Source organism: Terriglobales bacterium (assembly GCA_035487355.1).
GTDB lineage: Bacteria > Acidobacteriota > Terriglobia > Terriglobales > Acidobacteriaceae > QIAW01.
Genome location: DATHMF010000065.1, coordinates 1 through 13,837, shown reverse-complemented (window position 1 = coordinate 13,837; position 13,837 = coordinate 1). Strand labels below are relative to the sequence as shown.

Sequence of the window (13,837 nt, the reverse complement as noted above, 5' to 3'; positions counted from 1 at the left end):
CCACAAAGGACAAGCAGTTGTGTGATTACGCCGGAACAACGCGTGACATCAAGAGGCCGGAAGCTGCTTGAGTAAGGCTTCGGCGCGGCGAAACCAGGGACGCTCACGGCGCTTCAAATAGCCGGGCAACGTGGCTTTCTTATTCAGGATTTTGCGGACCATCTCTCTGGCTTCCCCGGTCTTGCCTTGCTGTTTCAGGAATGTTGCATAGTTGTATTGCGTCTCGGAGAGAGTTGAGCCTTCGATCACTTCATTAAACAGGCGTTCGGCTTTTTCCCTCTCTCCCAGTTGCGCGTAGGCGTGGGCCAGCAGGCCGGGTGCGCGGGAATAGTCGTATTTGCGGTCGAAGGCGAGTACACGCTCCAGATCCGCCACGGCTGCAGGGTAATCCCCCAACTGCAATTCGCATTGCGCCCGCCCATAAAACGGACTGGGCATATTGCTGCGCGGGGTGATGGCTTTATCAAAGCACTCGCGGGCGCGAGCGTAGTCTTTCTGCTCGCTGTAGATTTCGCCCAATTCCTCATAGTTGCCGGCAGAAGGGTTATCCAGAACCGCGGTTTCCAACTGCTTCTGCCGTTTGCGCCGCTGCACCCACTGGAAGGAATGGTTGAGTTGCAGATCGGGCAAGGCTTCAACTGCCAGGTACACCACCGCACCCAGGGGCCCCAGGAAGATGATGATGAAAAGCCAATAGAAATCGGGCCTTCGCTTGATGAAGTGAAGGATGGCCAAAGCCTGCAGGATCAGAGTAAGCGGTAAGAAGGACATGCGGGGAACGCATGGGAATATAGCATAAAAGACCAGCTCCAAGCTCTCAGCTCCAAGCTGTCAGATTCGAGCAGGTGTAAAATGAGACATAGTGAACCCACACATCAGGCTGCTTGCCATTGATATTGATGGCACACTTCTCGATTCCAAGCACCAAATGCCACCCGCTAATCTACAGGCCTTACGGCACGCGCATGAGTCGGGGGTTGAGGTTGTGCTGGTTACCGGACGCCGGCATCGCTATGCGATGTCCGTGGCAGCGCTGCTGGGATTCGAGCACTGGGTCATCAGCTCCAATGGTGCGGTAACGCGTTCCACCCAGGGTGAGCTTTTTCATCGCGACTTGCTGCCCGCCGCCTCGGCGCGTGCTCTGATCGCGCACATGAATTCATTTCGCGGGCAACTGGTGTTGACATTTGACGTCGACGCCAAGGGGGCAATCGTGGTGGAAGCGCTGCAAGAGATGACGCGCAGCATCCGTCTCTGGCTGGAGAAAAACATGGAATACATTCAAATCGTCCAGCCGATTGAGGACGCCCTGGTCACAGACCCGGTGCAAGCCATGTTCTGTGGACCAATCGTGCTGATGCGCCAGGCAGAGGCCATGCTTGCCGATCCTGCCATACAGGCGCAAACCACGGTTTTGAAGACGCAATACGATGCCCGCGACCTGTGCATTCTCGATGTCCTCAACCGCGACTGCTCCAAAGGACATGCCCTGAAGCGCTGGACGGCATCCAAAGGATTGGCCCCCGAACAGGTCATGGCCATTGGTGATAACTATAATGATGTGGAAATGCTTGAATTCGCCGGACATGCCGTTATCATGGAGAATGCGTGCTCGGAGCTGAAGCAGAACGGGTGGCAGGTTACACTATCCAATGACCAATGCGGCGTGGCCGCCGTGGTTGAGACCATATTGAATTGAAGCTGCAGAGAAAATTCGTTGCGAGTGTTTTCGTGCTTCTGGCCTTGCCGGCGTTTGCTGCCGACCTCGCCGTTTTGCAGAATGGCTTTTCCATTCGGCACGAACGCCGTGAAACCGTGGGTACTATGACCCGTCTCTACCTCGATGCCAGCCCACAATCGGGTTACATTGATATACCCAGCGAACAGATTGCTTCCATTGAACACGATGACTCAGCGCCGCCGCAGGCTGCCGAGCAGCAGCCGGCACCCGCACAAGGCATAGCGACTCAGGGCACGAGCATCCAGGACTTCGCGAATGCAGCCGGCGTGAAACACGGGGTTGATCCGGATTTGATCCAGAGTGTGATCCGCGCCGAGAGTGGCTTCAATCCCAAAGCGGTCTCGCGCAAGGGGGCTCAGGGTTTAATGCAGCTTATGCCGGCAACTGCCTCCAAGCTGGGAGTTGCCAACTCTATGGATCCAGCCGCCAACGTGGATGGTGGCACGCAGTACCTTCATGAAATGCTGGCACGATTTAACAACGATCTGGTTAAGGCGTTGGCCGCCTATAATGCCGGTCCCGAGCGTGTGGAAAGATATAAAGGCGTGCCCCCTTACCATGAGACCTATGCGTATGTTTCGCGCATAATATCGGACTTCAATCGCAAGAAACTGGCCCAGTTTGCAGCCGCGCGTCCTGCTACGCGCCGCACTGCAAAAGAGAAGACCAGTCATCCTGCCGCTACCGCAGATCACTCCACGACTGCGGAGGCACAGGCCGCTCCAGATTAGGAGCTTAGATTCCTCTTCCTCACATGAAGAAAAAACAGGCTCTATTCCTGGTCGTGGTCGCTGCCGTCCTGGCGTTCCTGGTCTATTTACAGGTACAACATTGGCGAAAGTTTGACTGGGGCAAATTCGTTGCGCAGACAAACCAGGTCCGGTGGGGCATGGTGGTGGCCGGCATCGCAATGATCTACCTGGCCGATGCGCTGCGCGCCTGGCGCTGGGCGATTTTTCTGCGGCCGGTGTGCAAGGTCGAGGCCCATACCCTGATTGGCACCCAGTTCATCGGATTCACCGGACTGGCACTGCTGGGACGCCTGGGAGAGTTAATACGTCCTTACCTGGTCGCCCGCAAATTGAAGCTGAGCTTCTCTTCCCAGATGGCGGTTTGGAGCGTGGAGCGCATCTTCGACATGGGAGCTGTAGCCGTGCTGACGTCGTTTGCGTTGTTTTCTTCCCGGTCGGTCAAGCATCTTGAACACTACCAGCAATTGCCGAAAATTGGGATTGCGCTGGTCGTGTTCGTGCTGGGCGGCATCTTGGTTGCGTACCTGGTACGCCGCTTCAACGCGCTCATTGCTCAATGGATAAAAAGCGCCTTCCATCGCTTCCCTTCTCTCGGAGAGCGGCTGGCAAGCAGAGTTGTGGCCTTCGGGGAAGGACTGCACACCCTTCATGACGCACCCTCCTTCTTTGCGAGCGCGGCTCTCTCTTTGACCATCTGGATCCTGGTTTCGTTTTCGTATCTGCTGATTACGCACGCTTATCCTGCACCACTCAACGCCCTGACCTGGACGCACGCGGTCATACTCATGGGCTTCAGCATAGCCGGGGGCGTACTGCAATTGCCGATGGTCGGCGGCGGCTCGCAGTTCATGACTATTGCTGCATTGACGTATTTTTTTCAGATCCCCGCTGAAATGGCTGTAAACTGCGGCATCCTACTTTGGCTGTCAACATTCATGTCGGTTATTCCAATGGGATTGATTTACGCTCATCTCGAGAAAGTTTCCTTCAGCCAGCTCACGAAGGAAAGCCAGCAGACAGAGGAGAGCCTGGTGCACTGATGGGCCAGCATTCCACACTCTATGATTTACAATAAAACTTCGTTTCCCTCACCATGAAATGCCCATTCTGTGGATTTATAAATGACAAGGTTGTGGACTCGCGCGAGAGCAAGGAAGGCGAGTCTATCCGCCGCCGCCGCGAGTGCCTCAAGTGTGAGAAGCGCTTCACCACTTACGAGCGCATTGATGAAATCCCCTACATGGTGATCAAGAAAGATGGACGCCGTGAAAAGTTCGACCGGCAGAAAGTTTTGAACGGCCTTCTGCGCGCCTGCGAGAAGCGCCCTATTTCCATGGGCAAGCTGGAGCAGATTGTGAACGAGGCTGAGGCTTTTGTGATTGACTCCCAGGAGCGCGAACGCAAAACCAGCGAGGTGGGCGAGCTGATCATGAATCGCCTGAAGAAACACGACAAGGTGGCCTATGTGCGCTTTGCTTCTGTGTATTCAGACTTTAAAGATGTAAAAGAATTCATGGACGAACTCAAAGATCTGCTCAAAACCAAGGAAACCTCCGTCCCCGCCCCCTTACCGGTCAAGACAAAACCGGGGGCAAAGGCATAAAGTTTTTGAGACAGGCTTTGTTGATCACTATTAATTGCAAATTCTAATCATGCATACAATTACTCTCATTCCCGGCGACGGAATCGGTCCCGAGGTAACCAACGCGGTGGTCCGCATTCTGGAGGCCACGGGCGTTAAATTCCAGTGGGAAAGCTATGCCGCTGGCGCCGGTGCCTACGAGAAATACAAGGAATACCTTCCCCAGGAATTGCTGGCTTCCATCGAACGCAATCGCGTGGGACTCAAAGGGCCGGTAACAACACCCGTGGGCGAAGGATTCCCAAGCATCAACGTCGCGTTACGCAAGAAGTTTGAGCTGTTCTGTAACTTCCGGCCAATCCGCAATCTGCCTGGCGTGCCAACGCGCTACCCGGGGGTGGATTTGATTATTGTCCGCGAGAATACCGAAGGTCTGTACTCGGGAATTGAACACGAGGTCGTGCCCGGCGTGGTGGAATCACTCAAGATCATTACGGAAAAGGCTTCAACGCGCATTGCGCGGTTTGCCTTTGACTACGCCCGCCGCGAAAAGCGTAAGAAAATCTTTGCCATTCACAAAGCCAACATCATGAAGCTGAGCGACGGTCTTTTTCTGCGCTGCGCCCGTAACGTAGCCAAAGAATATCCGGAGATTACATACGGCGAGCACATTGTGGATAACACCTGCATGCAACTGGTGATGAATCCTTACCAGTATGACGTGCTGCTGCTGGAAAATCTTTATGGAGACATCGTCTCTGACCTGTGCGCCGCTTTTGTCGGCGGACTGGGGCTGGTTCCGGGGGCCAACTTAGGACATGAGTGCGCCATCTTCGAAGCCGTGCATGGTTCAGCGCTAGACATCGCCGGCAAGAACATTGCTAACCCCACTGCGCTGCTGCAATCAGCCGTTCTGATGCTTCGCCATATTCGAGAGACCGACGCCGCCGAAAAGGTCCAGGCCGCGCTGGAGCATGTGTACCAGAACAAAGAGAAGCTCACCCGCGATATGGGCGGAACCGCCTCGACCAGTGAGTTTGCCGACGCGGTGATTGCAGCGATGTCTTAAGATTGCAGGTTTGATTACGGTCTTATGAATAGTCAACGTTTTCAAAAATTACTTTTTATCTGTCTTCTTTCTCTTTTGTTCATTTTTTTCGCGGGATGCAATCAAAACTCTGCTCCTCCCAATGACCAGAGCCGTTCCGCGCCCGCTCAAGCGTCGACAGGCACGCCAATAGATGCGTCGACAACAGGGAGTATTTCAGGAACCATAACTTTCACCGGCACTCCGCCGCCGCGCGCCACCATTGATATGGGCATGGACGCAGGCTGCGCGCTGGCCGCCAAAGGTCCCAATCTGGCCGAGGCCGTAATCGTCAATAAGGACAAGCTGGAAAACGTATTCGTCTATGTGAAAGAGGGGCTTGAAGGTTATGCCGTTCCCAAGCCCACGCAACCGGCAATCCTCGATCAGGTAGGATGCCGCTATACTCCGCACGTGCTCGGCCTGGTCGCGGGACAAACTTTGAAAATTCTCAACAGCGACAACACCATGCACAACGTGCATCCAGTTCCACAAAATAATCCGCAGTGGAATGAGAGCCAGATGCCCAAGAGCGAGCCCAAGGAGCGGACATTCGCAAACCCAGAACTGCTGCTGCCCATCACCTGCAACCAGCATCCGTGGATGAAGATGTATGTGAACGTGGTCAGCAACCCGTTTTTTGCGGTCAGCGACGGCAACGGCAACTTCAGCATTCAAGGGCTGCCTCCGGGCACATACACAATTGCTGCCGTGCACGAAAAGCTGGGAACCCAGGAGATGAAGGTCACGGTCGCGGCCAAACAAAACCAAGCTGCCAACTTTGCATTTAAGCAATAAAAGTAAGGCCGGTGTCCTCGCCGGCTGTCGTGTGGGCCTGCCCCAGCGAGCCGCGGGGCGCCCTTGCCCACATGCTTCAATCGCAGGGAAGCGCTTTGTTACAATAATCAGTTCCACCTGAGGAGTTTTTTCTGTCTTCGGCAGCACTTTATAATCGCGGACTTCATCGTTTTCTGGTCTTTTTAGCCAGTGTTACTTTTCTTTTACTGATTGCCGGGGCTTTGGTCACCAGCAACCAGGCAGGGCTCGCTGTTCCGGATTGGCCAACTTCTTTTGGACACCTCTTCAAAATTCCGCCCATGGTGGGAGGCATCAAGTATGAACACAGCCACCGCATGCTGGCTGAATTCGTTGGGCTGCTGACCATCTTTGCAGCCGTACTCGTTCAATTCATCGAAAAGCGCTCCTGGATGCGTAAGCTGGGCTGGACGGCGCTGGTGCTGGTGATTGTGCAAGGCATTCTGGGTGGAATTACAGTCAAGATGTTTCTGCCCTGGTATGTTTCCACCGCTCACGCGGCCGTCGCGCAAACATTTTTCTGCCTGGTGGTGCTGATGGCATTGTTCACCAGCCGGAGTTGGATTGAAGACACAACTGCACCCACAATCGATCCTGGCCGCATCAGCCTTTCAACTCTGACCTTGCTGTCGCTGCTTGCACTCTATCTGCAACTGTTTTTTGGCGGAGCTTTTCGCCACTCAGGGATGTCCATCTTGCCGCATATCTTGAATGCGGTTGTTGTAACCGGAATCCTGATCTGGACCTCGGTACGCGGCATGATCGAAGGTCGAACCATCGCGCAACTCAAAACTCCGGCTCGCCTGGTGCATGGCCTGCTTATGCTGCAAATCGCCCTGGGCTTGGCGGCATACTACACACGAATCAAAGATGCAGATGCCCCCCAACCCCTGCCCGGTATGATCGCAACGACGGTGGCACATGTGGGAGTGGGCGCGTTGCTGTTGGCCTCAACTTTTGTTTTGACAGCTCGCACGCGCAGGTACTTCCCCGCGTCGGCAACGGAAGCCACGATTTCCCACAAAGAGGCCGCGGCATGAGCGCAACAAGTCAGCCTATTGCCACGCAGGAAGCCGCCACGCAGGCAATTGCCGGCAAGAGTTCCCTGCTCTCAAATTACGCCGAGCTTATGAAGCTGCGTGTCACCAGTTTGGTGGTGGCAACCGCGTGGTGCGGATACTTCATGGGAGCGATGAAATCGGGGGCCTCATCATTCTCCTGGACTCTGCTGCACACGCTGCTGGGCATCGGGATTGTTGCCGGCGGTGCAGCCACGTTGAATCAGGTGATGGAGCGAGAGACCGACGCACGTATGCGGCGTACTGAGCGGCGTCCCCTGCCTTCAGGCCGCATGGAAACTTTGCATGCTGAACTGTTCGGATTCGCGCTGCTGGCCGGGGGCTCAATCTATCTTGGGCTCACTACCAACATACTGACGGGATATCTGGCTTTCGCTACCGCTGCCGCTTATTTGCTCTTTTACACTCCGCTCAAACAGATCACCAGCATATGTACATTTATCGGCGCATTTCCCGGAGCCATGCCGCCGTTGCTGGGATGGACCGCCGCACGCGGCGCGCTGGAATGGGAAGGGCTGGCGCTCTTCGCCATTGTGCTGCTGTGGCAGTTCCCGCACTTCCTGGCCATTGCCTGGATGTACGCGGAAGACTACGAAAGCGGCGGCATCCGTATGCTGCCGGTTGTACAAAAAGACGGGCGCTCGACGACCCGCGAAATCCTGCTGTATTCCGTTTCTCTGATCCCGGTGAGCATTGCGCCTGTGATTCTGGGCATGACGGGAAGCATTTATTTTGCAGGTGCCATCGTGCTCTCTATCGCTTTTTTCTGGGTTGGCCTGCGGCTGTGGCGTTTAAAGCTACCTCCTTCAGCCCCTGAATCAAAGAAGCCGGCGCGACAACTGTTGCAGGCATCGGTGATTTACCTGCCGCTGTTGTTTGCCCTGATGATGATTACCGCCGCTCTCCACTCCTAGCATGAACCCGGCGACCCCATCCGTACTCTCGCAGGCAACTGTGCTCTCCGCCTTACGCAATGCCATTGAGGGTGACTCGCAATGACCTACGAAATCTTTCCTGTCGTGAATGCGACGTTGAACGGCCTTAGCGGCGCTCTGCTCCTGGTGGGGCATTCGTTGATTCAGCGCGGCAAAATAGCGGCACACCGCGCCTGCATGATCGCTGCATTTTTTTCTTCTACGATATTTTTGAGTTGTTACCTCTATTACCATGCCCACGCCGGGGTTATTCGCTTTCGTGGCACTGGCTGGATACGCCTGGTCTATTTCACCATTCTTACCTCACACACAATCCTGGCAGTCTCACTGCTCGTCCTGGTTCCCTGGACTCTGGTGCTTGGCTTGCGCAAGTCATTTTCACGGCACAAGGCTATCGCCCGCTGGACGTATCCCATCTGGCTTTATGTTTCTGTGACCGGGGTGGTGATTTATTTCATGGTTTACCGTTGGTTCGCTTAATCAAGGGGCTGACAGAATTCAGGCGACAGAGAAACCGCGATTGTACCGCATTGTCTTACTTCATTGTTTGCTCAGTAACATTTTGGCTTCTTGAAGTTCAGGTCTGCCAGAATCGGCGGCACGAGTCAGAGTACTGAGCTTCTCGCACCATTGCCGTGCCGTCTCGCGGTCGCCAAGCATTTCTGAAGCCTTGGCTGCGCCGTATAAGCCGCGAAGGCGGTTTGGATTCACCTTCAGCGAACTTTCAAATTCATTCAGGGCTGCCTTCGGTTGCTTCAGTTCGAGCAACATGTAGCCCAACAACTCGCGCATCGGAAACAACCGGTTCTCCATGGCGACGTGTTTGTCGCTGGAGTCTTCCAGATCGGCGGCGGAACGCATCAATTTCACGGCTTCGCTATCATTGCCTTCGGCGCGGGCCAGCCAGGCAGACGCAGCCTGGAGCAGGATAGTGCTCTGCCCCGCCCAGTATGCCTGATCGGTTTTGGCAAGATCGGCCTGCTGTGCGGCGCGGAGTTTCTCGATATCCTCCCGAGCTTGTTTTGCATTTCCGGTCTTGGCAGCACCCATGGCGCGGGCGAAATACGTGATCGCTTGCGTGTACGCGTACTGGCTTTCGCGCGGTTGCAGTTGCATCGCTTCCGCCCAGGCGCCGCGTTCCAGCACGTAACGTGCGGGAACCGCCGCAAGCCCGAAGACCACAGTGGGCCGCATCGCGGAAAATTTGTTCAGAGAAGCGGCTTCTTCTACCAGAGCTTTGGCCTGCTTATCCTGCCCAAGCTGAAGATAGTCGTACTCCATGAAATCGAGGAAGTGTGGCTGGCCGGCATCGGCGGTGCCAGGAGGATTGTGTTGGGCGGCATACTCCTTGGCGGCGGCCAGCGCAGCCTTGTTCGATTCAATGGATTTTTCCCACATACCCAGAATTGTGTACGTGTGCGAGGGCATGTGCAATGCATGCGGCGCGTCAGGCGCGATAGCTGCGTATTGATCAGCAGCGGAAAGTGCACGGTCTGCAAGTCCCGCGTAATCGTAGCTGTGAATCAGGTAGTGGATGACACCGGGATGGTTCGGCTGATGGACTTTCACCTTTTCCAGGATGGCTGCGGCCTTAAGTTGATTCGCATGACTCTTGTCGGCAAGATCTGCGCTTTCATTTAAAGCCAGTGCATAAAACACTGCAGCCTCGTTGTCATCCGGATAGCGCAAGTAAAGCTGCTCCATGGCTTTTTCGTAAGCCTTCGTGCGCGTCTTCTGGTCCAGCTTGGCGGCGTCTTTGAAGAACGGCTCCGCGGCATCGAGCCAGTCGCGTTCATGTTGCGTCTTCGGATTGAGCAACTTGCCCTTCTGGATGGCTTCGAAGCCACGCTGCAGGGCTTCCGGGGCAAACGGTCCGACAAGAGGATTGGGGCGCTGGCTCAGAGCGATACCCCAATACGCCATGGCGCAGGTGGGGTCAATCTCCGTCACCTTGGTAAACGCTTGGATCGTCTCCGGATAGAAAAACGAATGCAGCATGCTGACCGCAGTATCAAACTGCGCCTGCGCAGCCGGGCTGCAACTGACCGGAAAATGCACTGTACCGAAGTGGTGATCATGTGCAGTTGACGTGGCATTCGCAGGGGCTTGCGCCAAAGAAACCGCCGATGTGCTAAATACCGCGATGATGTAAAGGCAAAAGCGAGTGAAGGTCATGGCTCAGCTCCAGCGTGGCGAACTTCTGGTGGGGATCATCTCGACCGTAATTTCTGTTTAGCACCCAACAACCCCACACTATATACCCGCGGGATTCCAGCGCTCAATAAAGGTCTACCACAAAAGTGAAGCCCATGATTCGTTTGTGCCCGTTCTACGGGTTCTGATAAAGGCGCTGATACACGGCTTGGTTGCGCACGATAGCTTCCACGTATTCGCGGGTCTCGGTAAAAGGAATGGATTCCACAAATTCATGGATATCGCGGTAGTTGCTCTTGCGCCAATCCTCCACGCGATCCGGGCCGGCATTGTAGGCGGCCAGCGCGTATTCAACGTGGCCGTCGTACCTCTTGAGCAAGTCCTTGAAGTAGCGCGTCCCAAGCTGGATATTGGTGTTCGGATCGAACAACATAGAGCTGTTGAATCCTTTAATCTTTTCTGATTTCGCGAGCTGTTGCCCCACGCCCGGCAGAATCTGCATCAATCCCATGGCATTGGCACGAGAGAGGGCCAAAGGATTGAACTCCGACTCCTGGCGAATGAGAGAAGCCACCAGAAAAGGATCGAGCTGATTGTCGGCCGAGTAGCGCTTTAAATTTTCCCAATATGGGCGCGGGAACAGTCCTTCCCAGAAAGGGCGGGGCAGGTCGGCAAGCTGAAACGAGTAGTATCCGGGAACGGCGTGCTTCAAAGTCTGCAAGGCGCGATCATAGTGTCCGTCGTCGGTATAAAGTTTGATCATCTGGGCTGTGGCCCAGTTGTCACCTGGATCTATCCCAGCCTGCAGCTCGCGGATGGCAAAATCCACCATGCCGCAATTCCCCAGCAGCAGGCTCTTTTGCACACGCAGGTTGTCAGCCGGAGCGGTCAGGGAAAAATGCCCGGGGAGTTGCACCGGGGGAACCTTTTGCAGCAGCGGTTCGTCGGCAATATCACTGGAGAGCCCAAGATCGCGCAGCCGCTCGCGTGAGAGTTCGGCGTAATAAGCATTGCAGTAACGCTGCGAGACCTTCAAGTAGTACGCGCGCGCGAGAGGAAGATTTTTTTCCTCTTCCGCCAGCCGCCCGCGCCAGTAAAGCGCGGCACTGGCCTCCTGCGAGGCGGGATACAGCGCAATGTGCCGTTCAAAGGCGAGCTTGGCGCTTTCCACATCTCCCTGCCGCAGTTGCAGCCAGGCTGCCTTCCAGTTGGCAAAAGAGGCGTACTTTCCGGCAGGAAAACGTGAAGCCAGCTCCTCAAAGAAACGCGCTGAGCTGGCATAGTCTTTCTGCAGCAGATACTGGTTGGCCACAGCCAGCAGGGCTTCTTGCAACCACGGACTCTGTGGAGCACTCTCACGAAGGTGCGTAATAAGATCACCCAGGCGCTTGCTGTCAGACCGGGAAATCTCCACGAGATAGTAGAGTCGCTGGGCATTGCGTTCGTCATCGGTGTCGGGCAGCTTTTGTAGAAGATCGCGCGCTTCCCCGCTGCGTCCGGCCTTCCATAGCGCCCCGCCCAAAGCAACTTTGAGCGCATACACCTCAGCGGCGGGTGCATTTTCGATCAGATCTTTGTACTCAGCAGCAGCCTCGGCCGCACGCCGATTCTCGGCCAGTAGCTCAGCCCTCTTCTTGCGGTCGGCGAAGCTGGGCGGCGGCAGCCGACGCGGCCCCAGTCTTTGCAGTTCGGTATAAGCATCCGTGGCCTCAGGCGCAATGGGCATCTGATAATAAACATGACGAAAGCTCTCTGTAGCCTGGGCATAATCTTCGGCGTGCATTTGAGCACGACCCAGCGCCAGTTCGATATCGGCACGTATGGGCGAGCGGTGGGCTTCCAGCAAATCAATCGCCGCCTTCGGTTGGCCGGTGGCCACCAGAGCATTGCCTTCGAGCACAGCAGCATCCCGGATAAATAGCGAACCGGGATAATTAGTTTCAAATTGATGCAGTGTAACCAGCACATCCTGAGAGTCTCCACCCATCCCTTGAGACATTGCCAGGAAGTAATCCACGTAGTCGCGCAGCTCTCCGGCATGGGGCTGCGCCTTCTTCAAGGCAGGAGTAGCATTGGCGTATTGGTTATCCAGCAGGTGGGCGTAGCCGATGACCAGCCAGGCCAGCGCGCCTGCATCTTCGTTATTGTGGGCTTCGGCAAACTTTTGTACTCCGGCATAAGCCGCGGGAGTACGGTTTTCCAAAAGCTGCTCGGCCATCGGACGCAAATCTGCCGAAGCAACAAAGGCCCGCGACATGCGCTGCACTCGAGCAGCAATTGCCGCGCTTCTATTCCGTGTGGACTTTCTTTTGCCGGCAGCAAAGGCAGGAGAGCCGGTGGCGATGAGTGCGACGGCGAGAACGAGGGCCAACAACTTACGTAGAACCATGGGGAACAACTTAACTCTTAATGGGAAACCCGCCGCTTAGTTCAGTTTCTAATCATCCAGACAACTTAATTATTAGCCCTTAAATCCGTTGCCCATAAGGGCCGCGTCGTTGTCCGCCAATACTTTGACGACTTCCTCGGTAAAGTAGTCGGCTTGCGCCGCCACGGTGTTACCGTAACGTTTGTCATAACTGGCGCGACTCTTTTCGATATCTTCTCTTAGACGGCTGTACAAATCTTTATTCTGCCGGCCCTCGTTCACTTTGGCCTGGTTGTAGAGTTTGATTTCATCGACCAGCAGCTTGGCGAAGCGCCGGGCCTTCTTATGGATTTCCTCATCCTGGGCGGAGACCTCAACCGCTGCCGCAGATGCCTTGGGAGCAAGATCAGAGACCGCAATGGGAGCCGGTGTAGGAATGCCGGGCGCCGGTGTCTGCCCCGTCGGAGGAGGAACTGCAGTGACCTCTTCCGGCTCTGTGGGGGAGACAACCGGAATACCTGAAGCCTTGCGCAGCGTCAGCGTCTCCAGCCAAATTGCGGCGGTGCGTACCAGCAACTGCAAAGCGGCAGTATCGGATTCGCCGTCGTTGCGGGTGCCGGCATCGGCATAGACCAGCGCCGGAACTTTTTCCCGCACCACAAGGGGCAGCACGGCGGAATTGCCTTTGGGCGCACCCAACTGGGAAGCGAACTTGCTTTCGAATTCGGCGGCGGGACCGGTCACCAGACTTTTTTCCTGCATGGCTTTTCCAGAGAGCCCGCTGTTGATATCAACTGTCACTTTCTTGATGCCGTTGTTGTCGTCAAAACCACGCGCCTGCCATCCCACGGCGCTGTCGTTTTTGACCACCAACAGGGCCACGCGGCTGCTGAAGTGGGCAGCGCCATCGAGCAGAGAACGCAGAATATCGGTCTGCGAGGTGGATTCCTGAATCTTGGAAATGGCGTTATCCAGCAATGCAGAAACTGGCGCCTCCGAGCCCCTGCCCAGTATTACTGAATCGAGCTCAGCGGTCACGTGATTGATAATGTCTTTGCGCAACTCCTGGACGCGGTGTTCGCCCGCTTCGGTGACGACGTTCTCCACGTCCTGGCGAATGCTGGAGACGCGGCGCTCGGCCACTTCGCTTACCACTTTTTCCAGGTCTTTGCGCAGCTCGCTCACGCGTTTGTCGGTGGTCTCGCTCACTACACTTTCGACGTTTTTACGCAGCTCACCCGCCCGCTTGTTGGCTACATCCAGCACAATGCGATGGACATCTTTGCGCAGCTCAGCGACACGGTTATCTGCCTTTTCGGCGAC

Annotated in this window: 13 protein-coding genes; 9 read left to right on the top strand and 4 right to left on the bottom strand. The window is 55.6% G+C overall.

The genetic code is table 11. The features are described 5' to 3' along the window. Positions 1-48 precede the first annotated feature (48 nt). Complete coding sequence (locus VK738_12215; protein ID HTD23414.1) at positions 49-771, bottom strand: tetratricopeptide repeat protein; 723 nt, start codon at positions 769-771, stop codon at positions 49-51. Between the two features lie 91 nt (positions 772-862). On the opposite strand from VK738_12215, the gene VK738_12210 reads away from it, so the two are divergent. The 9 genes from VK738_12210 (at position 863) to VK738_12170 (ending at position 8,472) form a co-directional block, all read left to right on the top strand. Then, positions 863-1,699 carry a Cof-type HAD-IIB family hydrolase gene (locus tag VK738_12210; GenBank protein ID HTD23413.1) on the top strand — a complete coding sequence of 279 codons (837 nt, stop codon included), beginning with the start codon at positions 863-865 and terminating at the stop codon, positions 1,697-1,699. Then, the gene (locus VK738_12205) at positions 1,696-2,472 is read left to right on the top strand and encodes a lytic transglycosylase domain-containing protein (GenBank protein ID HTD23412.1); all 777 of its coding nucleotides are present in this window, start codon (positions 1,696-1,698) and stop codon (positions 2,470-2,472) included. Before VK738_12210 ends, VK738_12205 begins: the two co-directional genes overlap by 4 nt. A gap of 23 nt (positions 2,473-2,495) precedes the next feature. Next, positions 2,496-3,533 carry a lysylphosphatidylglycerol synthase transmembrane domain-containing protein gene (locus tag VK738_12200; protein ID HTD23411.1) on the top strand — a complete coding sequence of 346 codons (1,038 nt, stop codon included), beginning with the start codon at positions 2,496-2,498 and terminating at the stop codon, positions 3,531-3,533. A 53-nt stretch (positions 3,534-3,586) separates the two neighbouring features. Further along, positions 3,587-4,096: a transcriptional regulator NrdR gene (gene nrdR / locus VK738_12195; GenBank protein HTD23410.1), complete on the top strand. Its 510-nt coding sequence runs from the start codon at positions 3,587-3,589 to the stop codon at positions 4,094-4,096. A 49-nt stretch (positions 4,097-4,145) separates the two neighbouring features. Next, positions 4,146-5,144 carry an isocitrate dehydrogenase (NAD(+)) gene (locus VK738_12190; protein ID HTD23409.1) on the top strand — a complete coding sequence of 333 codons (999 nt, stop codon included), beginning with the start codon at positions 4,146-4,148 and terminating at the stop codon, positions 5,142-5,144. Positions 5,145-5,168: 24 nt separating this feature from the next. Beyond that, positions 5,169-5,960, top strand: coding sequence for a carboxypeptidase regulatory-like domain-containing protein (locus VK738_12185; GenBank protein HTD23408.1), 792 nt, complete (start codon positions 5,169-5,171; stop codon positions 5,958-5,960). 221 nt (positions 5,961-6,181) lie between these two features. Next, on the top strand, positions 6,182-7,018 hold the full coding sequence (locus VK738_12180) for a COX15/CtaA family protein (GenBank protein ID HTD23407.1): 837 nt from the start codon (positions 6,182-6,184) through the stop codon (positions 7,016-7,018). After that, entirely contained in the window at positions 7,015-7,971 is a 957-nt protein-coding gene (cyoE, locus tag VK738_12175) for a heme o synthase (GenBank protein HTD23406.1), read from the top strand. Before VK738_12180 ends, cyoE begins: the two co-directional genes overlap by 4 nt. A gap of 81 nt (positions 7,972-8,052) precedes the next feature. Then, positions 8,053-8,472, top strand: coding sequence for a DUF420 domain-containing protein (locus VK738_12170; GenBank protein ID HTD23405.1), 420 nt, complete (start codon positions 8,053-8,055; stop codon positions 8,470-8,472). 60 nt (positions 8,473-8,532) lie between these two features. On the opposite strand, the gene VK738_12165 is transcribed toward VK738_12170, so the two are convergent. From VK738_12165 to VK738_12155, 3 genes are all read right to left on the bottom strand, one after another. Beyond that, positions 8,533-10,167, bottom strand: coding sequence for a hypothetical protein (locus VK738_12165; GenBank protein ID HTD23404.1), 1,635 nt, complete (start codon positions 10,165-10,167; stop codon positions 8,533-8,535). A 154-nt stretch (positions 10,168-10,321) separates the two neighbouring features. Next, positions 10,322-12,535 carry a transglycosylase SLT domain-containing protein gene (locus tag VK738_12160; GenBank protein ID HTD23403.1) on the bottom strand — a complete coding sequence of 738 codons (2,214 nt, stop codon included), beginning with the start codon at positions 12,533-12,535 and terminating at the stop codon, positions 10,322-10,324. Positions 12,536-12,607: 72 nt separating this feature from the next. Beyond that, on the bottom strand, positions 12,608-13,837 hold a 1,230-nt coding region (locus VK738_12155; GenBank protein HTD23402.1), incomplete at its 5' end, for a GAF domain-containing protein.

Bases quoted from the DNA above. Each gene is read 5' to 3' on its own strand.
- VK738_12215 (HTD23414.1), bottom strand. From the start codon at position 771: ATGTCCTTCTTACCGCTTACTCTGATCCTGCAGGCTTTGGCCATCCTT.
- VK738_12200 (HTD23411.1), top strand. From the start codon at position 2,496: ATGAAGAAAAAACAGGCTCTATTCCTGGTCGTGGTCGCTGCCGTCCTG.
- nrdR (HTD23410.1), top strand. From the start codon at position 3,587: ATGAAATGCCCATTCTGTGGATTTATAAATGACAAGGTTGTGGACTCG.
- VK738_12190 (HTD23409.1), top strand. From the start codon at position 4,146: ATGCATACAATTACTCTCATTCCCGGCGACGGAATCGGTCCCGAGGTA.
- VK738_12185 (HTD23408.1), top strand. From the start codon at position 5,169: ATGAATAGTCAACGTTTTCAAAAATTACTTTTTATCTGTCTTCTTTCT.
- cyoE (HTD23406.1), top strand. From the start codon at position 7,015: ATGAGCGCAACAAGTCAGCCTATTGCCACGCAGGAAGCCGCCACGCAG.
- VK738_12170 (HTD23405.1), top strand. From the start codon at position 8,053: ATGACCTACGAAATCTTTCCTGTCGTGAATGCGACGTTGAACGGCCTT.
- VK738_12165 (HTD23404.1), bottom strand. From the start codon at position 10,167: ATGACCTTCACTCGCTTTTGCCTTTACATCATCGCGGTATTTAGCACA.
- VK738_12160 (HTD23403.1), bottom strand. From the start codon at position 12,535: ATGGTTCTACGTAAGTTGTTGGCCCTCGTTCTCGCCGTCGCACTCATC.